At 58.0% G+C, this 25,564-nt stretch carries 25 protein-coding genes; 20 read left to right on the top strand and 5 right to left on the bottom strand.

Annotation, left to right across the window (positions count from 1 at the left end; all coding sequences use genetic code 11):
- Positions 1 to 199: 199 nt before the first annotated feature.
- The 3 genes from ACWFTY_RS15185 to ACWFTY_RS15175 all read right to left on the bottom strand — a co-directional run bounded on the left by ACWFTY_RS15185 (position 200) and on the right by ACWFTY_RS15175 (position 4,991).
- A complete protein-coding gene (locus tag ACWFTY_RS15185; RefSeq protein ID WP_447526913.1) occupies positions 200 to 1,957 on the bottom strand; it encodes an AMP-dependent synthetase/ligase in 1,758 nt (585 codons plus the stop codon).
- A gap of 156 nt (positions 1,958 to 2,113) precedes the next feature.
- Positions 2,114 to 3,835, bottom strand: a complete 1,722-nt coding sequence (gene ggt, locus ACWFTY_RS15180; RefSeq protein ID WP_447525017.1) for a gamma-glutamyltransferase — start codon at positions 3,833 to 3,835, stop codon at positions 2,114 to 2,116.
- Between the two features lie 112 nt (positions 3,836 to 3,947).
- Complete coding sequence (locus ACWFTY_RS15175; RefSeq protein ID WP_447525016.1) at positions 3,948 to 4,991, bottom strand: quinone-dependent dihydroorotate dehydrogenase; 1,044 nt, start codon at positions 4,989 to 4,991, stop codon at positions 3,948 to 3,950.
- Positions 4,992 to 5,188: 197 nt separating this feature from the next.
- On the opposite strand from ACWFTY_RS15175, the gene ACWFTY_RS15170 reads away from it, so the two are divergent.
- Positions 5,189 to 6,352: an isovaleryl-CoA dehydrogenase gene (locus tag ACWFTY_RS15170; protein ID WP_447525015.1), complete on the top strand. Its 1,164-nt coding sequence runs from the start codon at positions 5,189 to 5,191 to the stop codon at positions 6,350 to 6,352.
- Here the strand turns inward: ACWFTY_RS15170 and ACWFTY_RS15165 are convergent.
- Complete coding sequence (locus tag ACWFTY_RS15165; protein WP_447525014.1) at positions 6,349 to 7,758, bottom strand: alkaline phosphatase PhoX; 1,410 nt, start codon at positions 7,756 to 7,758, stop codon at positions 6,349 to 6,351. The two genes, ACWFTY_RS15170 and ACWFTY_RS15165, sit on opposite strands and share 4 nt — an antisense overlap.
- An 80-nt stretch (positions 7,759 to 7,838) precedes the next feature.
- On the opposite strand from ACWFTY_RS15165, the gene ACWFTY_RS15160 reads away from it, so the two are divergent.
- From ACWFTY_RS15160 to ACWFTY_RS15145, 4 genes are all read left to right on the top strand, one after another.
- On the top strand, positions 7,839 to 8,522 hold the full coding sequence (locus ACWFTY_RS15160) for a glutathione S-transferase family protein (protein ID WP_447525013.1): 684 nt from the start codon (positions 7,839 to 7,841) through the stop codon (positions 8,520 to 8,522).
- A gap of 280 nt (positions 8,523 to 8,802) precedes the next feature.
- Positions 8,803 to 10,290: a SulP family inorganic anion transporter gene (locus tag ACWFTY_RS15155; RefSeq protein WP_447525012.1), complete on the top strand. Its 1,488-nt coding sequence runs from the start codon at positions 8,803 to 8,805 to the stop codon at positions 10,288 to 10,290.
- 362 nt (positions 10,291 to 10,652) lie between these two features.
- Positions 10,653 to 11,285, top strand: a complete 633-nt coding sequence (locus ACWFTY_RS15150; RefSeq protein ID WP_447525011.1) for a glutathione S-transferase family protein — start codon at positions 10,653 to 10,655, stop codon at positions 11,283 to 11,285.
- 3 nt (positions 11,286 to 11,288) lie between these two features.
- Positions 11,289 to 12,155: a DMT family transporter gene (locus tag ACWFTY_RS15145; protein ID WP_447525010.1), complete on the top strand. Its 867-nt coding sequence runs from the start codon at positions 11,289 to 11,291 to the stop codon at positions 12,153 to 12,155.
- Here ACWFTY_RS15145 and ACWFTY_RS15140 read toward each other — a convergent pair.
- On the bottom strand, positions 12,152 to 12,667 hold the full coding sequence (locus tag ACWFTY_RS15140; RefSeq protein ID WP_447525009.1) for a sterol desaturase family protein: 516 nt from the start codon (positions 12,665 to 12,667) through the stop codon (positions 12,152 to 12,154). The genes ACWFTY_RS15145 and ACWFTY_RS15140 overlap by 4 nt on opposite strands.
- Before the next feature lie 103 nt (positions 12,668 to 12,770).
- Here ACWFTY_RS15140 and leuC point away from each other — a divergent pair, with 103 nt between their 5' ends.
- The 15 genes from leuC (at position 12,771) to ACWFTY_RS15065 (ending at position 25,016) form a co-directional block, all read left to right on the top strand.
- Positions 12,771 to 14,201: a 3-isopropylmalate dehydratase large subunit gene (leuC, locus tag ACWFTY_RS15135; protein WP_447525008.1), complete on the top strand. Its 1,431-nt coding sequence runs from the start codon at positions 12,771 to 12,773 to the stop codon at positions 14,199 to 14,201.
- A 9-nt stretch (positions 14,202 to 14,210) separates the two neighbouring features.
- Positions 14,211 to 14,501, top strand: coding sequence for a hypothetical protein (locus tag ACWFTY_RS15130; RefSeq protein ID WP_447525007.1), 291 nt, complete (start codon positions 14,211 to 14,213; stop codon positions 14,499 to 14,501).
- Positions 14,501 to 15,094: a 3-isopropylmalate dehydratase small subunit gene (gene leuD / locus ACWFTY_RS15125; protein WP_447525006.1), complete on the top strand. Its 594-nt coding sequence runs from the start codon at positions 14,501 to 14,503 to the stop codon at positions 15,092 to 15,094. The genes ACWFTY_RS15130 and leuD overlap by 1 nt, the downstream gene beginning before the upstream one ends.
- 32 nt (positions 15,095 to 15,126) lie before the next feature.
- Positions 15,127 to 16,128, top strand: coding sequence for an NADPH:quinone oxidoreductase family protein (locus ACWFTY_RS15120; protein ID WP_447525005.1), 1,002 nt, complete (start codon positions 15,127 to 15,129; stop codon positions 16,126 to 16,128).
- Positions 16,129 to 16,198: 70 nt separating this feature from the next.
- Positions 16,199 to 16,525, top strand: coding sequence for a DUF1476 domain-containing protein (locus ACWFTY_RS15115; protein ID WP_447525004.1), 327 nt, complete (start codon positions 16,199 to 16,201; stop codon positions 16,523 to 16,525).
- 5 nt (positions 16,526 to 16,530) lie between these two features.
- On the top strand, positions 16,531 to 16,764 hold the full coding sequence (locus ACWFTY_RS15110) for a BolA/IbaG family iron-sulfur metabolism protein (protein ID WP_447525003.1): 234 nt from the start codon (positions 16,531 to 16,533) through the stop codon (positions 16,762 to 16,764).
- 10 nt (positions 16,765 to 16,774) lie between these two features.
- Positions 16,775 to 17,107, top strand: a complete 333-nt coding sequence (gene grxD, locus ACWFTY_RS15105; RefSeq protein WP_447525002.1) for a Grx4 family monothiol glutaredoxin — start codon at positions 16,775 to 16,777, stop codon at positions 17,105 to 17,107.
- Positions 17,108 to 17,559: 452 nt separating this feature from the next.
- Positions 17,560 to 17,928, top strand: coding sequence for a BlaI/MecI/CopY family transcriptional regulator (locus ACWFTY_RS15100; protein WP_447525001.1), 369 nt, complete (start codon positions 17,560 to 17,562; stop codon positions 17,926 to 17,928).
- Positions 17,925 to 19,772, top strand: a complete 1,848-nt coding sequence (locus tag ACWFTY_RS15095; protein ID WP_447525000.1) for a M56 family metallopeptidase — start codon at positions 17,925 to 17,927, stop codon at positions 19,770 to 19,772. The genes ACWFTY_RS15100 and ACWFTY_RS15095 overlap by 4 nt, the downstream gene beginning before the upstream one ends.
- Before the next feature lie 99 nt (positions 19,773 to 19,871).
- A complete protein-coding gene (locus ACWFTY_RS15090; protein ID WP_447524999.1) occupies positions 19,872 to 20,744 on the top strand; it encodes an MBL fold metallo-hydrolase in 873 nt (290 codons plus the stop codon).
- Positions 20,741 to 21,457: a DUF4230 domain-containing protein gene (locus ACWFTY_RS15085; protein WP_447524998.1), complete on the top strand. Its 717-nt coding sequence runs from the start codon at positions 20,741 to 20,743 to the stop codon at positions 21,455 to 21,457. Before ACWFTY_RS15090 ends, ACWFTY_RS15085 begins: the two co-directional genes overlap by 4 nt.
- Positions 21,454 to 22,533 (top strand): Kelch repeat-containing protein, encoded by a 1,080-nt coding sequence (locus ACWFTY_RS15080; protein WP_447524997.1) that lies wholly within the window; start codon positions 21,454 to 21,456, stop codon positions 22,531 to 22,533. Before ACWFTY_RS15085 ends, ACWFTY_RS15080 begins: the two co-directional genes overlap by 4 nt.
- A gap of 133 nt (positions 22,534 to 22,666) precedes the next feature.
- Positions 22,667 to 23,680, top strand: a complete 1,014-nt coding sequence (gene nadA / locus ACWFTY_RS15075; protein ID WP_447524996.1) for a quinolinate synthase NadA — start codon at positions 22,667 to 22,669, stop codon at positions 23,678 to 23,680.
- A gap of 5 nt (positions 23,681 to 23,685) precedes the next feature.
- A complete protein-coding gene (nadC, locus tag ACWFTY_RS15070) occupies positions 23,686 to 24,546 on the top strand; it encodes a carboxylating nicotinate-nucleotide diphosphorylase (RefSeq protein WP_447524995.1) in 861 nt (286 codons plus the stop codon).
- Between the two features lie 41 nt (positions 24,547 to 24,587).
- A complete protein-coding gene (locus ACWFTY_RS15065; RefSeq protein ID WP_447524994.1) occupies positions 24,588 to 25,016 on the top strand; it encodes a hypothetical protein in 429 nt (142 codons plus the stop codon).
- Positions 25,017 to 25,564: the final 548 nt, after the last annotated feature.

Here is a 25,564-nt window from a genome sequence, read left to right as displayed (position 1 = left end):
GAGGGTGTTCCGCTGGTCGGTTGCTGCGCCACTAGGATGCGGTAAACCCTCACCCAGCTCCGACTAGGCAGCAAGCTGCCAAGTCTGCTCAACCCTCTCCCTTGAGGGAGAGGGGATAGGTGCAACTGTCATCGAGTTTTAGTTGGCGGCCATAATGCTACAGTCTCAAAAACATCCTACCACTCTATCCGCAAACCCACTACTTCTTATATAACCCGTCCATCCGCTCCTGATAGCGCTCCTTAATCACATGCCGCCGGATCTTCATGCTCGGGGTCAGTTCTTCATTTTCGATCGCAAACGGCTCGTCGGCAAACTCAAAGCGGCGGACTTTTTCGACGACGGACAAGTCCTTGTTGACCCGGTCTACCGCTTCGCGCACCGCCGTCTTGAACGCCGGGTTGGCCTGCAGGGCGATGAAGTCATATTTCATGCCCTGTTCGCGCGACCATTCGAGCGCCCATTCGGGGTCGGGGACGATCAGGCCGACCATATAGGGTTTCTTGTCGCCGGTGATCATCGCCTGCAGGATTTCCGGCTGGATGGTGAGCATGCCCTCGACCTTTTGCGGGGCGATATTGTCGCCCTTGTCGTTGACGATCAGATCCTTCTTGCGGTCGGTGATCGCGACTCGGCCGGCTTCGTCGATATGGCCGATATCGCCGGTGTGGAGCCAGCCGTCCTTGAGCACCTTGTCGGTCTCTTCCTGATTGCGCCAGTAGCCGTGCATGACCAGTTCGCCGCGCACGAGTATCTCGCCGTCCTCGGCAATTCTGACCTCGGTGTCGACCATCGGCGGGCCGACCGTGTCCATCTTCAGGCCGGTGCGCGGGCGGTTGCAGGCGATGATCGGGCCGGATTCGGTCTGGCCATAGCCTTGCAGCAGAGTGAGGCCGAGCGACTGGAAGAAGGTGCCGATTTCCGGGTTGAGCGGGGCGCCGCCGGAGACCATCGCCTTGATCCGTCCGCCAAAGCGCTGCTGCACCTTGGGGCGCAGGGTCTTGTCGAGGAAAAGGTCCATCAGCTTGTCGCGCTTGCGGCCTTTGCCTTCGGCTTCGCGCGCGCCGATTGCGAGCGCCTTGCCGAGCAGATAATTGGGCATTTTGCCCTGTTTCTCGACTGTCTTGATCAACCGTGCGCGCAGCACTTCAAACAGGCGCGGGACGACGACCATGATTGTCGGGCGCACTTCCTCGATATTGGAGGCGAGCTTTTCCAGCCCTTCCGAATAGAAAATCTGGGCGCCGAGGCCGATCGGGAAAAACTGGCCGGCGCTATGTTCATAGGCGTGGCTGAGTGGCAGGAAGGACAGGAAGACCTCGTCATCCCAGCCAAAGTCGGTTTCGATGACCTCGGCGGGACCTTTCGTATTGTGCAGGATCGCGCCATGATGCTGCATCACGCCGCGCGGCTTGCCGCCGGTGCCGCTGGTGTAGATGATGCAGGCGGTCTCGTCGCGGGTGATGCTGGCGACCTGCTTGGTCACCTCGGCGACATCCTTGTCGCTGCCCTGGACAAGCTTGTCCCAGCTGTAGAGATCGAAATCGCCGGACTGGCCGATGCGCAAATCCGAGATGCCGATGATGATATTGGCGTCAGAAGAGTTGATCACCGAGGGCAGCAGATTCTTCGCCAGTTTGATGTCGGAGACGATCACCGCGTGGGCGCCGCTATTGTCCAGGATATGCTGGTGATCCGACGCGGTATTGGTGGTGTAGGTCGGCACGGTGATGCAGCCGGCTGCCATGATGCCGAGATCGGCGATGCACCATTCCGGCCGGTTTTCGGACACCAGCATGACGCGGTCGCCCTTTTTCAGGCCGATGCGTTTCAGCGATTTGGCAAAGGCGGCAACTTGCCGGGCCGCTTCGGTCCAGCTGGTCGCCTGCCAGGCACCGTCGATCTTGGCGCTCAGAAACGGTTTGTCGCCGCCCTGTTCGGCCCGATCGAAAAACATCGATACGAGATTGGGATATTGATCGATTTCAAGATAACGGTTTTCTGCCTTTTTCTGGCCCACGCAATTCTTCCTCTCTAATGTTCCGATATCGTACCGGACCTGGATCATTTGCTTATGAACTAGCGCGGTTGAAACCGCTCGGCAATATATTGCTTACGGAAGCTCGCTGACCGCCTGACCGGTGCTGCGCGGATCGACCGCTCCGACCCAGCCTTTTTCGCTCTTCTGTGCGCCCGCCAGTTTCGACGGCAGACCGGAGGTTACGACGATATGGCCGAAGCGCGACAGGTCGCTCTGCAGGGCTTCCAGATCGCTGCCGCCTTCGATCAGCACGCCGGATCCGCCATAATATATATTGGGCAGGGCCATCGCCTGTTCGAGCGTCAGGCCATAATCGAGCACCCCGATCAGGGTCTTGGTAACATGCATGATGATCCGTTTGCCGCCAGCGGAACCCAGCGCCAATATCGGCTTGCCATCGGCATCATAGACTATTGTGGGCGACATCGAGGAGAGCGGGCGTTTGCCGGGCTCGACCCGGTTGGCGACCGGCGCGCCGTCCTTTTCCGGAGCGAAGGTGAAATCGGTCAGCTGGTTGTTGAGCACCATGCCGCGGGCGATCAGCTGGCTGCCGAACGGGCCTTCGACGGTCGAGGTCATGTTGGCGATATTGCCATCCTTGTCGACCGCGGTGAAATGGGTGGTGCCGGCAACTTCGGAGGAAATGGCTTCGGTCCGGGCGACGCTACCCGGGGGATTGCCGGCGGGATAGGTTTCTTCACCCGGCATGTCGGGACGGGCGCGGTCCAGCGCGATCATCTGCGAGCGGCTGTCGAGATAATCCTTGTCGATCAGGCCGTCGACGGGGACGGCAACGAAATCACGGTCGGCGAGATATTTTTCGCGGTCGGCATAAGCCAGCCGCATCGCTTCGGCGATCAGGTGCCAGGCTTGTGCGGGTTGCTCTGCATGGATCTTGCCCATGTCAAAACGCTCTATCGCGCCCAATATGCCGAGCACCGTGGTCGCGCCGGAAGAGGGCGGTCCCATGCCGCAAATCTTGTACACGCGGTAGCTGGCACATACCGGCGCGCGCAAGATGGCGCTGTAATTGGCGAAATCTTCCGCGGTGATTTCCGCAGCATTGCGCGGGGCATTGGCTACGGCCTTGGCAATCGCAGCCACGGTTTCGCCGCTGTAAAAGGCATCGGCACCGCCTGCCTGCAATTCGCGCAGCAAGGCGCCCAGTGCGGGATTTGTGATGATCGTGCCAGCCTTGGCCGGTGCGCCGTCTTTCCAGTAGAGCGCTTGTGCGTCAGGGAAGTCGGCCCAGAGCGGAGCCAGGCGCTTGAGCCAGTCGGCTTGCGGCGCGCTGACCGCATAGCCGCCTTCTGCCAGCCGGATCGCCGGTTCGAAAATCTTCGCCCAGGGCAGCTTGCCCCATTTGCTGTGCGCCATTTCCATCAGCCGCATATTGCCGGGCACGCCGACCGATTCGCCGCCGGGCATCGCCTGCATGAAGGGCAGGGGCTTGCCGTCTTCGCCGAGAAAGCGGGTAGAATCTGCTGCCGCCGGCGCCATCTCGCGGCCGTCGATGGTCTGCATCCAGCCCTGTTTCGCATCATGGTGCAGGAAAAATCCGCCGCCGCCAATGCCGCTCGATTGCGGTTCGACCACGGTCAGGGCGAGCATCATCGCCATCGCCGCGTCGGTCGCGGAGCCACCGGCCTGCAGCATCTCGAATCCCGCCTTGGTCGCTTCCGGGTGCGCCGAGGCGGCGGTGCCGGCATTTCTGGTCTGGTGATGTTCGGCCTGGGCCGGAACAGCCGTGGCAAAGCACAGGAAAAGGGCGAAAAAGGCGAGGGGTTTTTGCATGGATGATTATAAATCCGTTAGTGGTGAACCGTCCGAACCGCGCGTCTCGATGATCGGCGCCGTTCGACAGGCTCAGGACTAACGAATTAAAAGGAGAAGGCCAAGGCGGTTCTTACCGGTCCGCTGAACCGACCGCCTCGATCACGGACGCAAAACCGTCCCGTTTGAGCAATTTTGCCAATTGGCAGTTCATCCCGGCGGCGATGGTCGGGCCTTCGTAGATCATAGCGGTATAAAGCTGGACGAGCGAGGCGCCGGCACGGATGCGTTCATAGGCATCTTCCGCGGTGGCAATGCCGCCCACCCCGATCAACGGGATCTGTCCGCCGCTGGCCTTGCGGAAATCCTTGAGCCGTTGCAGCGCGAGATCCTTCAGCGGCGCTCCGGAGAGGCCGCCGGTTTCAGACCGGTTGTTGGATTTCAGATCGGGCCGGGTGATGGTGGTGTTGGAAATGATCAGCGCCGCGATCCCCTGTTCCGCGGCAACTTCGACAACATCGTCGATATCCGCCGGTTCCAGATCGGGAGCGACTTTCAGGAAGACCGGGGTTTTCGATTTACCCATCGCATCCATCACGGCGGCGAGTAATTCTGCCAGCGCGCCTTTGTCCTGCAGTGCCCGCAGGCCGGGCGTGTTGGGCGAGCTGATATTGACCGTCAGATAATCCGCCAGCGGCGCCATATTCCTTGCGCCAATGACATAGTCGGCGATGCGGTCCGTGCTGTCCTTGTTGGCGCCGATGTTGATGCCGAGCACGCCCTTGCCCATCCGTCCGCGCATCCGCTTGAGACGGGGAATGGCCTCTTCCTGCCCGCGATTGTTGAAGCCGAGCCGGTTGATCACCGCCTTGTCCTCGACCAGCCGGAAGATACGCGGCTTCGGATTGCCCGCCTGAGGCAGCGGGGTCAGCGTGCCGACTTCGGCAAAGCCGAAGCCCATGCGGATCAGGGCATCGGGCACTTCGCCATTCTTGTCGAAGCCGGGGGCCATGCCGATCGGATTGACGAAGTCGAGACCGGCGACGGTGGTCGCCAGAACCGGATCGCACTTTGGGGCGGGGCCCATGGGAACGGTCTTCAGACCGGCGATGGTCACGCCATGGGCGCGTTCGGCTTCGAGCGCGAAGATGAAGGGCTTTGCGAGATTGTAGAGCATGGCCGCGCTATGGCATTGCTATCAACCGCACGCAACGATTCAGAAGCTGTTTTCCTGCGAAGGCAGGAATCCATCTCCCGACCTTCGGTCTAGACGCAATGGCACGAGATGGACCCCTGCCTACGCAGGGGCACACGAAGCTGGAAACCCGAATATTATCTGCTAAACGGCTCCCAGAAAAACATTGAGGACTCAACATGATCGCCACCCCGCAATTTGACTTCCAGCTTGGCGACATGGCGGACCAGATCCGCGACACCACAAGGCGTTTCGCGGAAGAGAAGATCATGCCGCTGGCCCGGAAAATGGATCGCGAAGACTGGTTCCCGCGCGAACTGTGGACGCAAATGGGTGATCTTGGTCTGCACGGCATCACGGTCGACGAAGCAGATGGCGGACTGGGTCTCGGCTATCTGGAACATGCGATCGCGGTCGAGGAAATCAGCCGCGGCAGCGCCGCGCTCGGCCTCAGCTATGGAGCGCACAGCAATCTGTGCGTCAACCAGATCCGCCGCTGGGCCAGTGCGGAACAGAAAGCGAAGTATCTGCCGAAGCTGATCTCGGGTGAACATGTCGGCGCGCTGGCGATGTCGGAAGCCGGAGCGGGCAGCGATGTGGTTTCGATGAAGCTCAAGGCCGAAGCGGTGCAGGGCGGCTATGTCCTTAACGGCACGAAATTCTGGATTACCAACAGCACCTGCGCTGATACGCTTGTCGTCTATGCCAAGACCCGGCCCGATTCAGGCTCGGGCGGAATTACCGCTTTCCTGATCGAAAAGGGTATGAAGGGTTTTTCCATCGGGCAGAAGATCGAGAAAGTCGGGATGAAGGGCAGCCCGACGGCAGAGCTGGTGTTCGATGATTGCGAAGTGCCCGAGGAAAATGTCATGGGGCCGCTCAACGGCGGCGTCGGCGTGCTGATGTCCGGTCTTGATTATGAGCGTGCGGTGCTGGCTGCGATCCCGCTCGGGCTGATGCAGGCCTGTCTCGACACGGTCATTCCCTATGTCCGCGAGCGCAAACAGTTCGGCAAGCCGATCGGCAGCTTCCAGCTGATGCAGGGCAAAATCGCCGACATGTATGTCCGGCTCAACAGTGCCCGCAGCTATGTCTATAATGTCAACAAATCATGCGATGCCGGGCAGACAACCCGCTTCGATGCGGCGGGCGCAGTGATGCTGGCCAGCGAGAATAGCGTCCGAGTGGCGGAAGAGTCGATCCAGGCGCTCGGCGGTGCCGGCTACACCACCGACTGGCCGGTCGAGCGCTACTGGCGAGATTCCAAATTGCTCGACATCGGCGCGGGGACGAATGAAATCCGCCGGATGCTGATTGGGCGGGAATTGATCGGGGCGGGCTAGACCCGCAACGTCTCCCAAGGCCCGGTGATTGCGTAGGTATATCCCGGCTCCTGCACATTGACGAACATGGTTGTGCCGTCGGGCGAGAAACAGGCGCCGCAGAATTCGCTCTTGTCCTTGTGGGCGTTGCGGGCGATGTCGTAGATGGTGCCGTCGGGTGTCAGACCGCGCAGATATTGGTCGGCGCGTCCATCTTCGCACAATATGATGTCGTTCCAGGGAGCGATCACCAGATTGTCGCACATGTCGAGAGAGTCGGCGCTGGTCGATTCGAAGAATAGCCGCAACGAGCCGCCGGCTTCTGGCCCGCTGTCCGGGCCCTGATCGGGTGTGTAGCGCCAAATCTGGCCGACTCGCTGGGCTCCGCCTTCGGTGCAGGTGAAGTAGAAATCACCGGTTGTTCCATCGGTTCGCACCGCATAGTCCAGACCTTCGCCGCGCATGAACTGGGCGGCTCCAGCGGCATGGCCGCGCTTGGCCAGATCGCCTTCCGGTGCTTCGACATCGTCGAGATCGATCCATTGGGCGACATGATCCTGACCTACGACAAATGAATCGGGTCCCGTGCCGCCCCAGTCTTCGGGCCAGTTGGATGTGATGGCGGCTTTTCTGTTGGTCAGAACAAGCGCCTGCAGGCGGCCGCCTTTTTGCAATTGCCCGGCCACGGTCGGAATGAAACGGTAGAATAGTCCGGTTCGGGAATCCTCGGTCATGTAGACAATGCCGGTTTTCGGATCGACGGAAGCCGCTTCGTGGGTGAAGCGACCCATGGCCTTCAGCGGAATGGCGTCGATCAGGCCGGTGGCGCTGGACGGGGTTTCGAACACGAACCCGTGATATTTGCCCGGACCTTCTGCGGGGGAGAGCATCTCTTCCTCGCAGCTGAGCCAGCTGCCCCATGGAGTCGGGCCGCCCGCGCAATTGGCTGCGGTGCCGGTCAGAACGAGGAGATCTCTTTCCATGCGTTTGTGTTTCAGATCGTAAACGACCTTGGTAACGCCGCCGAAAAAGGGCGAGCCGTCTTTCTTGCGATCATAGAGCTGGCTCTCGGACACCCGGTCGAGCAGTTCATTGCCCTTGCCGAACGGGCTGCCGAGAGGGACGCTGTTCCAGTTCTCGTGATTGCGCATCAATATGCATTTGTCGGCATTTTCGGGATCAGCGAAACAGGCCATGCCGTCGGGGCGTCCGGGGCGGAAAAAGCCGTCGGACATGATCCCGCCGGTCTCGCTGACCAATGTGTAGGAAAAACCCTCAGGCAGATCGAGGCGTTTGGCAGGGTCCGGGATCAGGGCAAAGGAGCGATTGGCGCTGTGCGCGCGGGCGCATCCGGCGATAGAGATGGAGGCATAGAATAAGCCAACGGCCTGAGCGGAGCGGATAAAATCTCTTCTGGATAATGTCATCGTTCAATCTTCCTGCTGTCGGTGCTACAATAGCCCAGTTCGAATGAAGCCGGCCCATACCGACAAAAGAAAACAGATTTATGACCTACACCCTGATCACCGCCAACCGCAACTATTCCAGTTGGTCGCTGCGCCCGTGGGTGCTGATGAAGGCGCTGGATATCCCGTTTGCCGACGAGATTATCTATTTCGAAGAGAATAATTTTGAGCGCTTCCGGGAATTTGCGCCCAATGCGCAGGTTCCCTGCTTGAAAGACGATGATCGAACCATCTGGGATTCGCTGGCGATCATGGAATATCTGGCGGAGCGGCATCCGGGCTGCTGGCCGGAAGACGAGCGCGCGCGGACCTGGGCGCGGTGCGCTACCGCCGAAATGCACGGCGGATTTGCGACGCTGCGCAATATCTGTCCGATGAATGTCGGCGTGCGCGCCAAATTGCGGGAGACCGAACCGGGCCTGCAACGCAATTTGGACCGGATCGGTGAGCTGTTCGCGCAGGGGCTGGATGATTTCGGCGGGCCCTGGCTAGCGGGAGAGCGTTTCACCATCGTCGACGCTTTTTATGCGCCGGTCGCCTTTCGGGTACGTAGTTTTAAACTCGATATTGGTGAAGCGGGCCGCGCCTGGGTGGATCATATCATCGCGCATCCGGCGATGCAGGACTGGGAGCGTCAGGCTCTGGCCGAGCCGCAGCGCGAAATTGCACACGAACAGGAGATCGCAGCCGTAGCAACCGTAACCGCGGATTTCCGGGCGGGCTAGTACCCCGGCGCAGGCCGGGGTCCATCTCTGCTATTGCGGCATGAGGGAAGGAAATGGTTTGGCGCCAAACTTGAGTTCGGCAACACACACGCTATTGTGCATCCGGCACCTTCTGGAGATGGGCCCCGGCCTGCGCCGGGGAACTGGAAGCGCCTGGGCGCAGAGCTCGGTATCGCGTGCGCGCCCAAGCCTCTAAACTTGACTGAATCCGGCGCTTCCGGCAAAGGCACGTCTTTCCAATGTTGCGGCGCAGCATATTTTCTAATGATGGAGGCTGCTCATGGCGATTCACAGTGATTTTCGGCGCGACTGGCTGTCGAATCCCAAGACAGAATTTCTCGCCGGACTGGTCGTTGCGCTGGCGCTGATTCCCGAAGCCATCGGTTTCTCGATCATTGCCGGTGTCGATCCGCGGGTCGGGCTCTATGCCAGCTTCTCGATTGCCGTGATCATTTCGATGGTCGGCGGGCGACCGGGTATGATCAGCGCGGCAACCGCTGCGGTAGCGGTGCTCGTGGTGCCGCTGGTTCGCGATCATGGCGTCGAATTTCTGTTCGCTGCGACCATATTGATGGGCATATTCCAGGCGATAGCGGCGCTGCTGCGGCTCGACCTGCTGATGCGTTTCGTCTCGCGTTCGGTGATTACCGGCTTTGTCAACGCGCTGGCGATCCTGATCTTCATGGCGCAGATTCCGCAGATGACCGGCGAGGCCTTTACCTGGCAGACCTATGCCATGATCGCGGGTGGTCTGTTGATCATCTATGGCCTGCCGCGCATCACCACGCTGGTGCCTTCGCCGCTGGCGGCGATCATCGTGCTCGCCGGCCTCAGCATGGCTTTCAAGGCGGATGTATTCACGGTCGGCGATATGGGCGAGCTGCCCGATAGCCTGCCATGGCTGCATATCCCGGAAATCCCGCTCACCTGGGAAACGTTCCGGATTATCGCGCCTTATTCGCTGGCGATGGCGGCGGTCGGGCTGCTTGAATCTCTGCTGACGGCATCGATTGTCGACGATCTGACCGAAACCCGCAGCGACAAGAAGCGCGAAACCTATGGCCAGGGCATTGCCAATTTTGTCACCGGCTGGATCGGCGGCATGGGCGGCTGTGCGATGATCGGTCAATCGGTGATCAATATCAAATCCGGCGGCCGGCGCCGGCTCTCGACCTTTGTCGCGGGCGTGATGTTGCTGGTTTTGATCGTCGGTCTTGGTCAGTGGGTTGCGCAAATTCCGATGCCGGCTCTGGTCGCGGTGATGATCTTTGTCTCTATCAGCACTTTCCGCTGGCAGAGCTTTACCGAAATCACCCATCATCCGTGGCCGTCCAATGTCGTGATGATCGCGACTGTCGTAATGGTCGTCGCAACGCATGATCTGTCGATCGGCGTGCTCACCGGCGTCCTGCTTTCGGGGATATTCTTCGCCTGGAAAGTGCGGCAACTGGTCACCATTCAGGATTTTGTCGAAGTCACCACGCATCGCTATGTCTTTGCCGGTGAAGTCTTCTTCGGCTCGGTGGATATGCTTTATGAAGCCATCGAGTTTAACGAAGAGGGCATCGATAGCGTGATCATCGACGTTCATGACGCCCATTTCTGGGACATCAGTGCGACGGGCATATTGGACAAGATTGTCGATCGTCTGAAAAACGAGGGCAAGAAGGTCGAGGTCATCGGCCTGAATCTGGCGAGCGCGACTCTGGTCGAGAAATATAGCGAGAATGACAAGCCGTTCGAGAGTCTGGGTGTGGTCGGGCACTAATTGCGGCCTGACGTGTTTCCCGGCGAAGGCCGGGGCCCATCTGGAGAAGTTGCGGCAAGTAGAATGGTTGGCTTTTGCCTGGACGCGAGTTTGCGCACAATCTTCTCCTGCCCTCGAGACAGAAATGCAGAGATGGACCCTTGCCTGCGCAGGGGCGCCTGGATCGCCGACCATTGAAGGTGCTCCGGCGCAGGCCGGAGTCCAGACGATTGCACCGGATCATTCTGGACCCTGCCCTTCGGCAGCGAACAGGGAAGGCCGGACATAAGGTCCGTGCCCCGCATCAAGGGCGCAGCGCAAAGTCCTGTTGACCGCTTGCCGCCTTTGCCGCACATCGGCTCCAAACATAAAGAGGAGCCCCTATGATCAAGCTACACCATCTCGGCTATTCCCGTTCGTCCCGCATCATCTGGCTTTGCGAGGAGGCCGGGATTGATTATGAAATGGAGACCTATCACCGCGATCCGGTGACCCGGCGGTCGCCGCCCGAACTGGCGGAAGCGCATCGTCTGGCCAAGGCGCCGACGGTGGATGTCGACGGCGTGACCATGGTCGAATCCGGTGCGATCATCGAATATCTGATCGAGCGGCACAGCGATGGCGCGCTTGGCGTGGCGGTTGATCATCCCGAACGGGCGAAATATCTCGAATGGCTGCATTTTGCCGAGGGCACGATGGGAATGAGCTTCATCATCACCGGTATTGCGCCGATGCTTGGCGGATTGCCGGACGTGCTGAACGGATTCCTGCAGGCGGAAGTCGACAAGCTGCTCGACCATCTGGAGCTAGAGCTGGAGGGCAAGGATTTCCTCGTCGCTGGCAAATTCACCGGCGCGGATATCAACCTGCACTATATGCTCGAAGGGCGCGCGGCGCTGGGACAGCTCGACAGCCGTCCGAATTGCAGCCGCTATTTCGAAGTGCTGGTCGCGCGGCCGGGCTATCACAAGACGGTGGAACTGGGCGGGCCGGTATTGTTGCCGCGTCCCAGCTGATCTGTGGTGAAATTTGAAGGCAAGCTGGCAACAGCCTGCCTGCTGGCCATTACCCTGTCCGCCTTTGCCGGCAATTCGCTATTGGCGCGGGCCGCTCTTGCCGACGGGCAAATTGACTGGGCCGGCTACACAATCGTCCGGCTGGCCGCGGGTGCCCTTGTCCTTTCGCTCTTGATCGGAATGCGGAAAGGCCGCTCAGTCCTGCCGCAGCGCAGCGATCTGGTCGGTGCCTTGTCCCTGTTCGTCTATGCCGGGGCTTTTTCCTGGGCCTATATCGGTCTGGACGCCGGGATCGGTGCGCTGATCCTGTTTCCCGCCGGGCAGATCACCATGCAGGTCATCGGCCTGACCCGGAAAATTGTGCCGTCAAAGGGGCAATTGGCCGGGGCAGCCATCGCCCTGATCGGTCTGATCTATCTTATGGCCCCGGGGACGACGGCGCCGCCGCTGCTGAGCACATTAGCGATGATCTGCGCCGGGATGGCCTGGGGTGTATCGAGCTGGGCCGGCAAGACGGTCGCCGACCCGTCGCTAACCACGGCCCGCTATTTTGTCGGCGCCAGCCTGCTGACATTGATGCTGCTTCCGTTTGTCGACTGGTCCATGTTCACCTGGCCGGGTGTCATCATGGCGGTAATTTCGGGCGGCGTGACGTCGGCTCTGGGTTATGTCCTGTGGTATAATATGCTGGCCCGGATATCGATCACCAGCGCTGCAGTGTCGCAATTGTCAGTTCCGGCAATTGCCGCGATCGGAGGGGTATTATTGCTGGGCGAAATATTGACGACGCGACTGCTGATCGGAGGGCTGATCATCTTTGCCGGTATCGGACTGACCAGCTGGGCGTCGATCAGAGCCAGCAGAAACTAGCCAACCGCATCGCGGACAACCGCAACGCCGGCTTCCCGCTGCTTCTTCAACTCTGCCTTCAGCTTCGCCGGATCGCGGGCGAAGACAAAGCCGAAACTGACCCCGCCTTCCTTGCCGATCGTGGCATGGTGCAGCTTGTGCGCCTGTACCAGTCTTTTGGCGTAACCGCCTCTGGGGACATATTTAAAATAGCGCTGATGGACCAAGCCGTCGTGGACCAGCGTGTAGATGATGCCATAGAACAGGACGCCGAGGCCGATCCATGTGCCCGGCTCCCACGCACTCGCCCCCATGATCAGCGGGCTGCCGATGGCGAACATCGAAATGCTCATCACCGCGCCGGCGATGCCGTAAATATCATTTTTTTCCAGTGCTTTGTCATGCGGCTCGTGATGGTCGCGGTGCCAGCCCCAGCCGAAGCCGTGCATGATATATTTATGGCTCGCCCAAGCGATACATTCCATCGCGATGACAGAAGCAATGATAGTGGCCAGGATCGCAAAAATGCTCATAGAGCGAAGATAGGCGCTATCGACGAGCTTTTGAAGCCAGTTCTGACTTGCGCGGACAATTGATCTGGTTAAACGAAACCCCATATCGGGAAAACAGGAACTTATGACCAAAGCAAGAACCCTCTACGAGAAAATCTGGGACGCCCATGTTGTGGACCAGCGTGACGACGGCACGGCGCTGATCTATATCGACCGGCATCTGGTGCACGAGGTGACCAGTCCGCAGGCCTTTGAAGGGCTGCGCAAGGCGGGACGCAAGGTCCGGCGGCCGGATCTGACGCTGGCGGTTCCCGATCACAATCTGCCGACCACGGCGCGGCTGGATCCGAAGGGCAACAAGATCCCTATTGCCGATCCGCAGAGCGCCGCGCAGCTGGAAGCGCTGGAAGCCAATGCACCGGCCTTCGGCATCAAATATATTGGCGCCAGCGACATCAATCAGGGTATTGTCCACGTTATCGGCCCGGAGCAGGGCTTTACTCTGCCAGGCACGACCATGGTGTGCGGTGACAGCCATACCGCGGCGCACGGCGCTTTGGGCGCACTCGCTTTCGGCATCGGTACCAGCGAAGTCGAACATGTGCTGGCGACGCAGACGCTGCAGCTGACCCGCTCGAAATCGATGGAAATTCGCGTCGACGGCCTGCTTGGCCCCGGCATCAGCCCGAAAGACCTGATCCTCCATATAATCGGCGTGATCGGCACGGCGGGCGGAACCGGCCATGTCATTGAATATCGCGGTGAAGTGTTCGAGAAAATGTCGATCGAGGGGCGCCTGACCGTTTCCAACATGTCAATCGAAGGCGGCGCGCGCGCTGGCCTGATTGCACCGGATGAAATGACATTCGCCTATCTGAAAGGCCGTCCGATGGCGCCGAAAGGCGCGGACTGGGATGCGGCCGTGGCCTATTGGAAGACGCTTCCGACCGACGAAGGCGCTACTTTTGACAAGAGCGTCACGATCAACGCCGCCGATGTATCGCCGACCGTGACCTGGGGGACCAGTCCAGAAGATGTTGTCCCTGTAAACGGTATCGTGCCGGCGCCGGAAAGCTTTTCCGATCCGTCCAAACAGGATGCCGCGCGCAAGTCGCTGGATTATATGGGGCTCGAAGCGGGGCAGGCGTTGCGCGATGTCTCGGTTGAAAATATCTTCATCGGCAGTTGCACCAACAGCCGGATCGAGGATTTGCGGGCTGCTGCTTCAATATTGGAAGGCCGCAAGAAAGCCGGCAATGTCAAATGGGCGATTGTGGTGCCGGGGTCCGGCTTGGTGAAAGCGCAAGCCGAAGCCGAGGGACTCGACCGGATATTCACCGATGCCGGTTTTGAATGGCGCGAGCCGGGCTGTTCGGCCTGTCTCGGCATGAATCCCGACAAGGTGCCAGCGGGCGAACGCTGTGCATCCACTTCCAATCGCAATTTTGTTGGACGGCAGGGGCCAGGTGCTAGAACGCATCTGATGTCCCCCGCAATGGCTGCGGCCGCGGCTGTCACCGGAAAGCTGACCGATGTGCGCGAACTGACGAGATGAGAGGTTGAAATGAGCGACGACAACAAGAATGATAAACCGTCTGAAGCAAAGCCGGTCAATAAAGAGGCTTCTGGGGATGGAGAATCCGGTAAATGGTCGACGGGTGCCAAAGTAGGTGCTGCCATCGGCTCTGCTGCGATAGCCGCGGCGCTGATGTATGCCGGACGGCACCAGATGAACAAACATGATGATTTCAAGCCGGCCAAGGGCAAGCCGTTGCCGAAATATGAAAATGAACCGGATTATGACGACGACGGCGACGACGATGATCTTATCAACAACAGCGATGAGGAAGAATAATGAAACCTGTCAATCGCGTTGAAGGTCGCGCTATTCCCTTTGGTCAGAAAAATGTCGATACCGATGTCATCATCTCGGCCAAATGGCTGAAAACGATCTCTCGGGAAGGGCTCGGCGAAGGCGCGTTTGAGTCGATCCGGGCGCAGGAAGGCAATATTTTCGACGATCCGGAATATGCCGGTGCCTCGATCCTTATCGCCGGTGACAATTTCGGTTGCGGATCGAGCCGTGAACATGCGGCATGGGCACTGGATGACATGGGGATCAAGGCCGTAATCGCACCGAGCTTTTCGGACATATTTGCCGGTAATGCGTTTAAAAATGGCCTGCTGGCCATTGCCTTGCCGCAGGAATCGATCAACCGGCTGATGGAGGTCGCCAAATCCGATCCGGTCACCATCGATATGGAAAGCATGAGCGTGACTACGCCTTTTCAGGATCGTTTTTCGTTCGAGATGGATCCCTTCCGGCACCAGTGCCTGGTCGAGGGGCTGGACGAAATAGACCTGACAATGGCCAAATCCGATGCCATACAGCGGCACGAAATAGAGAGTGATTCTGCGCAGCCCTGGCTCAAACCGGTCGCGGCATAGAATCCAAAAAAAATTCCAGGGAAGGGAATGATATGAAAGCTTTGATGTCAACCAAAGTGGGCGGACCGGATACACTGGAGATGCTCGATGTTGCTGATCCGGTTGCGGGCAAGGGACAGGTATTGATCGATGTCAAAGCCTGCTCGATCAACTATCCCGACGTCCTGATCATCCAGGACATGTACCAGTTCAAGCCGCCACGGCCATTCGCGCCGGGCGGAGAAGTCTCCGGTGTCATTGCCGCTGTCGGCGAAGGCGTTGAAGATCTGAAAGTAGGCGACCGCGTTGCTTCGACAACCGGCCATGGCGGTCTGGTCGAGAAGGTTGCGGTTGACCAGAATAGCGTATTCAAAATTCCAGATAGTGTCGGATTTGAAGACGCGTCGGCGCTTTTGCTGACCTATGGCACTTCGATCCATGCATTGGTTGATCGCGGCCATATCAAGGAGGGTGAAACCCTGCTGGTACTTGGTGCTTCCGGCGGTGTCGGTATCGCAGCCGTCGAATTGGGCAAGGCCTTCGGCGCGCGCGTTGTTGCGGCTGTATCTTCTGAAGAAAAAGCGGCCTTTGCGAAAGCTGCGGGTGCTGACGAAACCGTGATTTACGAACGGGCTCCGTTTGACAAGGATCAGTCCAAGGCATTGGCGGCGCAATTCAAGGCAGCCGTTGGTCCGGGCGGCGCGGATGTCATCTATGATGCTGTCGGCGGCGACTATAGCGAACCTGCGGTTCGTTCGATTGCCTGGGAAGGCCGCTTTCTGGTGGTCGGATTTCCGGCCGGCATTGCGAAATTGCCGCTCAATCTGACCCTGCTCAAGTCCTGTGATGTTTGCGGTGTTTTCTGGGGCGCCTATGCGGCGCGCGATCCGAAAGGCAATCGTGCCCATATCGACCGGCTGTTCAAGCTCTGGGATCAGGGCAAAATTCAGCCGCGTGTCTCGGAAGTATTCGCCTTTGAAGATGCCGGCAAGGCCATCCAGAAAATGGCGGATCGTGGCGCTATCGGCAAATTGGTGGTAAAAGTCGCCGACTGATTGCCCGTGGGCACTTGCGATAGCCTTTGATGATGCCTATTTTTGTAACAACACAGTTCGAGGGAAGCTCATGACAAATTTTAAGGATCGCGAACAAGCATTTGAAGCGAAATTTGCGCGCGATGAAGAGATGCTGTTCAGGGTTACCGCGCGGCGCAATCGTCTGCTCGGCCAATGGGCGGCTGAGAAAATGGGGCTCACTCCCGAGGAAACCGACGCGTATGCGAAAGAAGTTGTTGCGGCTGATTTTGAAGAAGCGGGTGACGAGGATGTCATTCGCAAGCTTCTCGGCGATCTGACCTCGGCTAATGTCGAAATGGATGATGCCGCTATCCGGACGGCTCTGGCCGACAAAATGGTAGAGGCCCGGCGTCAATTTATCGAAGAGGCCAGCTAAATCAGATGCCGATGGCGAGTACAGATATTGAGGCGATGATATTGGCTGCCTTTCCAGACGCATCGGTCGAGATTACCGATCTGGCTGGCGATGGCGATCATTATGCCGCGAAGGTCACATCCGCTGCGTTCGCGGATATGAACCGGGTGAAACAGCATCAGGCGGTCTACGCTGCGCTGAAGGGAAAAATGGGTGGTGAATTGCACGCGCTGCAGCTCACCACAGCGGTTCCCGACTAGGAGAATATTTATGACCGATGTAAACGCAAAAATCAAAACCGTGGTAAACAGCAATGACGTTGTGCTGTTCATGAAAGGCACGCCGCTTTTTCCGCAATGCGGATTTTCAAGCCGTGCGGTTGCCATTCTCGAGCATCTCGGGGTCGGTTTCGACTCTTTCGATGTGCTCCAGGACATGGAAGTCCGTCAGGCTATCAAGGATTATTCCGACTGGCCGACGATCCCGCAGCTATATGTCAAAGGCGAATTTGTAGGCGGCAGCGACATCATGATGGAAATGTATGAGGCGGGCGAGCTTGGCGAATTGATGGCCGAGAAAAAGGTCGCCCCAGCGGAGGCCTGAGGCTTTCCCTGATACGATATCAGGCCAAGAATCAAAAAACGGCTCGGTCTAGGAGGACCGGGCCGTTTTTATTTGGGGTAAGCTTGGGTAAGCTTTGTCGAATTTCCAATGAGTGGGGGACAACGAAGACCAGTAAGTTGACCCGTTCATTTGGACCTCCTGGAAGGAGGATTTGGGCGTGAAGTTTTAAAGACGCAATACACCTTGCATTGCTCGTGCCACTTTTACGAAAGTCATATATCTCAATAGCTTGTATGGTTTAGCTGTTGTTAACGGCTGCAAAATTGTAAGATATTTCGACAATGTGCCGCTTCTTGGCAATGACCCGCTTTTCGACAAACGACCACTGACCGTCCACCAACGACATCGACAGGCTGATTGATTGTTTACATCCGTAGTCGATGAAACTACAGATGTAGTCACTGACGATTCTTGAGGGAGGGACCAATATCGTGACCGAGCGCATTAGCGATGCCGAGCATGCCGTCATGGAAGTCCTCTGGAAACGCGCACCCATGACCGCGACGGAAGTGGCGGAACAGGTTGTCCGGGAGAAGGACTGGTCGCTTCAGACAGTCAAGACCCTGTTGTCCCGACTGGCTGCCAAAGCAGTGGTTGGCACCGAGCGCGACGGTCGTCGTTTTCTCTATTCTCCGCTGGTCGAACGGGATGATTATCTCACCGGCGTATCACGAAATTTTGTGGATCGGCTTTTCGGGGGGAAAGTCATGCCGTTGGTTGCGCATCTGGCCGAGGCCGATGAACTGAGCGCTGATGACATTCGCGAAATTGAAGAGCTTTTGAGGGAGTTGAAAAAATGAGCGGCGAATTGAACCAATGGATTTGGGACACCATGTTCTCGATGACCTTGCTGATGGTGCTGGTATTGATGGTCCGCAAACCAATCAGCCATTTTTTCGGCGCGCGCATCGCCTATCTGCTGTGGATATTGCCGCTGGCCCGACTGTTCATGCCGACGCTCACGCTCGAGGCACCCGCCGTCGCCGAACCTGTCGCTACTTTCGCTCCGATGGCGCTCGGTTCGGAGATGGTTGCTACAGTGCCCGTACAATCCACTGCGTTCAGCGCGCTGGCATCACTCGACTGGACAATGATCGCGGTCATCCTCTGGCTCGGCGGAGCGGGCCTGCTGTTCATCAGCAAGCTGGCCTCCTATCTGCAATTCCGGGAAGATATTGTTTCTGACGGCCGCTTGATCGGTCGCCACGAGAATATCAAGATTCTGGAAACAGCGGCCATTAGCGGTCCGCTTGCCTTCGGTCTGTTCGAAAAATATATCGCCGTTCCGACCAATTTTTTCCGCGACTATGCGCCGCGCGAACGGGAACTGGCGCTGGAACATGAAATTGCCCATCATGAATCGGGTGACCTGGCCGCAAATTTTGTCGGCCTCACGATTTTATCGCTGCACTGGTTCAACCCCGTTGCATGGTTCGCCTGGATCGCTTTCCGGCAGGATCAGGAAACCGCTTGCGATGCCCGCATATTGGCAAAGAGCGGTCGCGAAGTCCGCGCTGTCTATGGCCGGACCATTGCCAAATCAGCTTCCGGTCACCGTCTGGGTCTTGCCAGTCCGCTGAACCAGAAAGACAAGATCAAGGGGCGTCTCAAGATGCTAGGGCGTTCAGAAAAATCTTCGCTTCGCCGCCGTCTGGGCGCTGGTCTGGTTGCTGTCGGTACGGTTATCACCTTGCCGCTCACCGCGACAATCACTTATGCCGAGGCGGTTGATCCGCAGGACCTGTCGGCACCGCTCGCACCTGCTGCTCCCGCGGCACCACTTGCGCCGGAAGCGCCTGTTGCACCGATTGCTCCGGTGGCGCCAATGGCTTCGACCGCTCCAGCCGCAGATAGCGACGTAATCAACATCACGATGCTCAACGGCCGCAAAAATGCCGACCTGTCAAAAGACTATGTGCACAAGATCAAGCATAATGGCAGGACCATCATTTTACGCACGGACAAGAAATTGAGCGAAAAAGAAATTCGGAAAATGGTTGCTGAAGCCGAAAAATCACGTCTCGAGGCAGACGAGGCGCTGCGCAAAAGCGGACTGGGTCGTAAGGACAATCGTTCGACAATGCGCGAGGTCGAGCGGGAACTGGCCCAGGCCGAAAGAGAAATGAAACAAGCGCTGCGGGAAGCGGATCAAGAGGTTCGCGAGGCGATGCAGGAAGCGCGTGAAGCCAAGCGCGAGGCTATGACCGAGGCCAGAGAGGCGCAGCGGGAGGCATGGCAAGCGCAGCGTGAAGCAGCAGAGGAAGCCGAGCCGGCTGCACGGATCTCCTCCATATTTTATACGATCCGCAATGCCACAGCCGGTTCGACATCCAAATCCAGTCGCGACGGGTCCGGTTCTCGCAATAACAAGGTCACTGGTCCCGACTGTATCGCGATGAACAAGCAGATTGCCATCGGTGGCGAGAATGGCCTGGCCAGTCAGGCTTGGGCCGTCGTGGCCGGTTGCGGCGGGTTTGAAGTCAAGATCGACAAGACGGCGATACTTGATGCAGCGTTGAAAGGGCTAAAAAAAGAGCGGGCCGAGGCTATAGAATGCAAGGATGACACGTTCGATCGCGCCAGGAAGATCAAGGAAATCGATCACAGCATCGCCACAGTGAAGGCTCAACTTTCCATGACATAAGCCGGGGAAACCGTTTATAACGGGGCATAAGGGCGGTTCGTTTTGCGGATCGCCCTTTTTCGTGGTTGTTTTATGGGCGGGATATGCCACATCAGTGCCATGGACTTTGACCCCTCGAAATATCCCACCGGCTTGTGCGAGCAAATGGAACCGCTTGTCGCGCGGGTTCTTGCCGGCAATCCCAGCCCCTATACCTACACCGGGACGCAAACCTATATTGTCGGCAACAAGACCGATCGGGCGGTGATTGATCCCGGCCCGGCGATGGACGAGCATATCGACGCGATTATCGCGGCTGTTGGCGATGCCAAAATCACCGCAATCATGTGCACCCACACCCACCGCGACCATAGCCCTGCGGCTGCTCCGCTCTCAGCGCGCACCGGTGCGCCCATCATCGGCTGCGCGCCGCTTGTGCTCGCCGACGACGGACCACGCGCGGACGAGAGTTTTGACAAGGAATATAAGCCGGACCAAGTGCTCGGCGATGGCGAGACGGTTTCCGGTGATGGCTGGACCATCGAAGCGGTGGCGACACCTGGCCACACGTCCAACCACCTTTGTCTCTCGGTTCGGGAATCCGGCGCGATGTTTACCGGCGACCATGTAATGGCTTGGTCAACAAGTGTCATTGTCCCGCCCGACGGCGATATGGCGGATTATATGGCGAGCCTGCAGAAGCTTTATGAGCGCGAGGACAAGGTCTATTATCCCGCCCATGGCAAGAAAATTACCAATACCCGCCAGCTGGTCCGCGGTATGATGGGCCATAGAAAACAGCGCGAGCGGCAGATTTTGAAGCTGCTCGAGGAAGGTCCCGCCGCGATCGTCGATATGGTGCCGCGCATGTACAAAGGGTTGGATCCACGGCTGAAAGGCGCGGCAGGCCAGTCGGTGCGCGCGCATCTGATTGATCTGCAGCACAAGGGGCGTGTGGCGCAATCGGGTGAAGTCTGGGCGATGGCTGGATGAGCCGTCGGTTCTCTTGGCGCCTGTGGCTGCCGGTTGCCATCATCAGCGGGTTTATCATCCTGACCATTGCTCTTGCATGGATGCTTTTTGCCCGCGTCGAAAGCAGCATCAGCCCCGACCCGGTATCGATAGCCAATGCCAGTCTGACGAATATGCAGGAACAGAACCGGCTGACGGTCTTCTCTGCGAGTTATAATGCGACCGTCACCACCACGCTGACCAAGCTCGGCCTGTCGGCGCGCAAGACTTTGATCATGCCGGGCACGGTGCGCTACGAACTGGATCTGTCCAAGCTCAACGCGGATGATGTCCGCTGGGACGCGCGCGATGATACGCTCTATGTTGAAATTCCTGCGATCGAAATTGCCCGGCCAGAGGTGCATATCGAGCAGATCCAGACCTATGACGACGGCGGCATATTGATGGCCCTGACAGATGCGGAAAATGTGCTCGATCAGGCCAACCGCAAAAAGGGCGTCGCGGAACTGGCGAAGCAGGCGCAAAATCCGGTTCAGGTTCGCCTCGCCCGGGAAGCCGCGCGCCGGGCAGTGCGTCACAATTTCGCTGTGCCACTGCAGGCCGCCGGCGTGGAGGCGAAAATTGACGCCTTTTTCCCTTATGAACGCAGCCGCTACAAGGAACGGTGGGACTATTCGCGGCCGATCAGCGATGTGCTGGCTGAACAGCAGAAGAAGAGGGAAGAGGCGCAATGAAATTGCCGATCATGACTGCGGCCGCAATGCTGGTGGCCGGACTGACTTTGACAGCGTGCGAACGCAGCCCGCAGCCCGAACCCCTCTCTGAAACCGCTGGCTTTATCCTGCCAGAGCCGATCTCTAATAATGCGGTGGCGGTTGCCGATGGACCCGAAGGCCCGACAGTATACAGCTTCAACGGCCTGAAAGCGGGCAAGACGTGGAAAGACACCAGCAACGTTGCTTATGCCTGCGTGATTGCAACACAATCGTGCAAGGCGATTGCTCCCGTGCCGGTTCCGGAAGGGCGGCTGGCCAGCGCGGCGGTTACCGTGGCCGGTAAAATCTATATTTTCGGAGGCTATAGCGTAGCCGGGAATGGCGACGAGATTTCTACACCAGAGGTTTTTGCCTTTGATCCCGCAACCGGGCGCTATGAAGCACAGGCCGACATGCCGGCCCCGGTCGACGACGCACTGGCCGTGCCCTACCAAAACCGTTTCATCTATCTGATTTCCGGCTGGCATGATGAGGGAAATGTGAGCGTCGTGCAGATGTTCGATACGCAGACAGGTGCGTGGACCGAGGCTACGCCATTTCCCGGTACCCCTGTCTTCGGCCATAGCGGCGGGATCGCGGGCGACAGCATCATCGTCAGCGACGGGGTCGCCTCCGTATTTGCCGATGGCAAACGCAAATTTGTTCCGGCGAAACTGACCTGGCGTGGCGATATCGACCCGAGAAACCCGACGCAGATTATCTGGCGCGGGGTCGATGCGCATTCCGGTATCGCGAAATACCGGATGGCGGCGATTGGCGACGAAGCCGGACAGCGGATCATCTTTGCGGGCGGCGGTGACAATCCCTATAATTATGACGGCATCGGCTATGACGGCGTGCCGGCGAAACCTTCGGGCGGCTTTTTTGCCTACGATCTGAAAACTGACCAGTGGCAGGAACTGGGGCGGCTGGCCGAGCCGAGCATGGACCACCGTGGTCTCGCGAAGGCAGGCGGGGAATATTATATATTGGGCGGGATGGACGCGGAGCAGAAAGTGACCGACCGGATTGTCAAATTCCGTATCAGCAATTGATTTCCTTTGGAGGGTGACTTGCCCTAAACTAGTCGGGAATCAGAAACTCCGTTCGCCCTGAGCCTGTCGAAGGGCGGCAAGAGCATGTTTCGACAAGCTCGACAGGAACGGAACAGGAAATAGGAAGAGTATAATGGACGCACGTGGTGGAATTGGCGGCAGCTTGGCCGGGGTCGATATTGTCGAGGAAATCAACAAGCTGCGCAAGGAGCGCAACGCGATCATCCTCGCCCATTATTACCAGAAGCCGGAAATCCAGGATATTGCCGATTTTGTCGGTGACAGTCTCGAGCTTTCCAAAATGGCGGCGGAAACCGATGCCGACGTGATTGCGTTCTGCGGCGTGAAATTCATGGCCGAAACCGCGAAAATCCTGTCGCCGGACAAGATTGTCGTGCTGCCGGACATGGATGCCGGCTGCAGCCTCGAAGACAGCTGCCCGCCGGACAAGTTCAAGGCGTTCCGCGACGAACATCCCGACCATATCGCGCTGACCTATATCAACTGCTCGGCCGAGGTGAAGGCGCTCAGCGACATCATCGTCACCAGTTCATCGGCGGAACATATTCTCTCGCAGATCCCGCTCGACCAGAAGATCATCTTTGGCCCGGACAAGCATCTCGGCGGCTATATTGCCAAGAAAACCGGCCGCGACATGTTGCTCTGGCCCGGTGTCTGCATCGTCCACGAAGCTTTTAGTGAAACCGAGCTGCTCAAGCTGAAGACCCAGCATCCCGGCGCACCGGTTGCCGCGCATCCCGAATGCCCAGCCTATATTCTCGATCACGCGGACATGGTCGGCTCGACCAGCGCGATCCTGAAATATGCCAAGGAGTTCGAAGGCGACACGATCATCATCGCCACCGAACCGCATATCATCCACCAGATGGAAAAAGCGGTGCCGGAAAAGAATTTCATCGGCGCCCCCGGTGCGGACGGCAATTGCAACTGCAATATCTGCCCCTATATGGCGCTCAACACGATGGAGAAACTTTACGTCGCGTTGCGGGACCTGGAGCCGCGTATCGAGATGGACGAAGAACTCCGCTTGCAGGCGCGCAAGTCGATCGACCGGATGATGGAAATGGCTAGCGCGACGGTCGGGCAGGGCGATCTGGGGCCGACCGATCTGGCGCATGAGGGGTAAGGGGGGTGACCTTCACCCTTGACCGTTTCGATCTCGACGCTTTCGTCGCTGCCACCCTCACTGAAGACCTCGGCGCGCCTTATGGGGACGGGGGCCGCGATGTTACGTCGGAAGCCGTCATTCCCGCTGACGCGATATTCTCCGGCGTAATGGACAGCCGCCATGACGCGGTGATAGCCGGGCTGCCGATTGCCGAGGCTTTTTTTCGCTATCTCGATCCGGATGTGGAGATTGAAATCCTCGTCGCGGAAGGCCAGACGGTTGCAGCTGGCACCGATATCATGCGGCTGAAGGGCAAGGGACGCGCGATGCTGACCGCAGAGCGCAGCGCGCTCAATACGGTGCAGCATTTGACCGGCATTGCCAGCATGACCAACGAATATGTCCGGAAGATCGCAGGCACGGGCTGCACATTACTCGACACGCGCAAGACGATACCGGGGCTGCGGGTGCTGGAAAAATATGCGACGCGGATGGGAGGGGCGCAGAACCACCGCATGGGCCTGTGGGACGCGGCAATGATCAAGGATAATCATGTCGCGGTGGCGGGTTCCGTGGGCGAGGCCGTTCGCCGCGCGAAAGAAGCGGGCGTCGAAAATATCATCTGCGAAGTCGACCGGGTCGACCAGATCGAACCGGCCTTGGCGGCGGGGGCGACGCATCTTCTGCTCGACAATATGGAACCGGCGACCCTGCGCGGGGCGGTGACACTGATTGGCGGGCGCGTGGCGACCGAAGCAAGTGGCGGCGTAACGTTGGAGACGATCCGCGACAAGGCGGAAACCGGGGTGGACTATATTTCGGTCGGGCGTTTGACACAATCGGCTCCGGCTGCGGATATAGGTCTGGATTTTGAGCAGGTTTAGCGAAGAAGCTTTATACTCATTGCCAATATGGGGAAGCGAATATGGAAAAACCGAAATCAATTCTGAATTTTGAAAAGTTTTACATTGCCGGCTTTTTGATTGGCTTGGTGAGCCTCATTTTCAATTTTTCAACGAGCATGCGAATGATCCAGCAATCTGGCGGACCAATGGCAGCATCGGCGTTCGAGTTCCTGATCTTTGGAACTGCCGTAGGGGCGTTGATAGTCTTGCTATTCTGGTATTTTATAGCCGTTCGTGCAAGCAAGGCTGCCAAGTGGATATTGACGGTGTTCTTTGTTTTGGGGCTGATAAGCACTTTGTCTTCCGCTAGTTCGGTGTCAAATTCCATCCTGATTTTCACTTTATTGACCAACCTGGCGCAAGGAATCGCGATATCTTTCCTGTTTCGTCCTGATACGATTGCCTGGTTCAATGAAGATCCAACGGATGTCGGTGATGTGTTCGACTGAGATTGCGATTTATCATTTCATTACGGACTTGATTCGGGATCCAGAGCGTCAAGGTGAAACGCCTGTCTCAGACTATTCTGGATGCTGAAACAAGTTCAGCATGACGAAGAGGGTGGAAGCTGATCGAGTTGTGAAAAAAAACCGGCCGCAATCCATAATATTGTTCGAAATACTTTTTTGGGGTTCCCTTGCGGTTCCTCTCTTGGATATCGTTTATCATTGTGAACAGATTTACGGCGACATGGGAGGCCTCGTAAGTTGGGGAACGGAGATGACTCTCGTGCTGGCTGTGGTTGTGACTGTCAGCTTTGCTACACCGATATTGCTTTGGTATTTTATTGCTCGTCGAGCGAGTGGCATTGCTAAGTGGATATATACAGTATTTTTGGGGGTGGGTCTGGTTGCTATGGAAAGAACGTTGACGGAGCTCACGATCAGCGAGATTTTATTTTCGGTAATCACACAGGTAATGGCTCTCGGGTCAGTCATATTGCTGTTCCGGACAGATTCTCGAATATGGTTCGAAACGAAAGGCCGGATTGCCCACT

The sequence above is a fragment of the Parasphingorhabdus sp. NYA22 genome (genome assembly GCF_976973735.1).
This window is presented reverse-complemented; position numbering and strand designations above follow the sequence as displayed.

Coding starts and splice junctions, on each gene's coding strand:
- ACWFTY_RS15185 (WP_447526913.1), bottom strand. CDS start 1,957: ATGTTTTTCGATCGGGCCGAACAGGGCGGCGACAAACCGTTTCTGAGC.
- ggt (WP_447525017.1), bottom strand. CDS start 3,835: ATGCAAAAACCCCTCGCCTTTTTCGCCCTTTTCCTGTGCTTTGCCACG.
- ACWFTY_RS15175 (WP_447525016.1), bottom strand. CDS start 4,991: ATGCTCTACAATCTCGCAAAGCCCTTCATCTTCGCGCTCGAAGCCGAA.
- ACWFTY_RS15170 (WP_447525015.1), top strand. CDS start 5,189: ATGATCGCCACCCCGCAATTTGACTTCCAGCTTGGCGACATGGCGGAC.
- ACWFTY_RS15165 (WP_447525014.1), bottom strand. CDS start 7,758: ATGACATTATCCAGAAGAGATTTTATCCGCTCCGCTCAGGCCGTTGGC.
- ACWFTY_RS15160 (WP_447525013.1), top strand. CDS start 7,839: ATGACCTACACCCTGATCACCGCCAACCGCAACTATTCCAGTTGGTCG.
- ACWFTY_RS15155 (WP_447525012.1), top strand. CDS start 8,803: ATGGCGATTCACAGTGATTTTCGGCGCGACTGGCTGTCGAATCCCAAG.
- ACWFTY_RS15150 (WP_447525011.1), top strand. CDS start 10,653: ATGATCAAGCTACACCATCTCGGCTATTCCCGTTCGTCCCGCATCATC.
- ACWFTY_RS15140 (WP_447525009.1), bottom strand. CDS start 12,667: ATGAGCATTTTTGCGATCCTGGCCACTATCATTGCTTCTGTCATCGCG.
- leuC (WP_447525008.1), top strand. CDS start 12,771: ATGACCAAAGCAAGAACCCTCTACGAGAAAATCTGGGACGCCCATGTT.
- ACWFTY_RS15130 (WP_447525007.1), top strand. CDS start 14,211: ATGAGCGACGACAACAAGAATGATAAACCGTCTGAAGCAAAGCCGGTC.
- leuD (WP_447525006.1), top strand. CDS start 14,501: ATGAAACCTGTCAATCGCGTTGAAGGTCGCGCTATTCCCTTTGGTCAG.
- ACWFTY_RS15120 (WP_447525005.1), top strand. CDS start 15,127: ATGAAAGCTTTGATGTCAACCAAAGTGGGCGGACCGGATACACTGGAG.
- ACWFTY_RS15115 (WP_447525004.1), top strand. CDS start 16,199: ATGACAAATTTTAAGGATCGCGAACAAGCATTTGAAGCGAAATTTGCG.
- ACWFTY_RS15110 (WP_447525003.1), top strand. CDS start 16,531: ATGCCGATGGCGAGTACAGATATTGAGGCGATGATATTGGCTGCCTTT.
- grxD (WP_447525002.1), top strand. CDS start 16,775: ATGACCGATGTAAACGCAAAAATCAAAACCGTGGTAAACAGCAATGAC.
- ACWFTY_RS15095 (WP_447525000.1), top strand. CDS start 17,925: ATGAGCGGCGAATTGAACCAATGGATTTGGGACACCATGTTCTCGATG.
- ACWFTY_RS15090 (WP_447524999.1), top strand. CDS start 19,872: ATGGACTTTGACCCCTCGAAATATCCCACCGGCTTGTGCGAGCAAATG.
- ACWFTY_RS15085 (WP_447524998.1), top strand. CDS start 20,741: ATGAGCCGTCGGTTCTCTTGGCGCCTGTGGCTGCCGGTTGCCATCATC.
- ACWFTY_RS15080 (WP_447524997.1), top strand. CDS start 21,454: ATGAAATTGCCGATCATGACTGCGGCCGCAATGCTGGTGGCCGGACTG.
- nadA (WP_447524996.1), top strand. CDS start 22,667: ATGGACGCACGTGGTGGAATTGGCGGCAGCTTGGCCGGGGTCGATATT.
- ACWFTY_RS15065 (WP_447524994.1), top strand. CDS start 24,588: ATGGAAAAACCGAAATCAATTCTGAATTTTGAAAAGTTTTACATTGCC.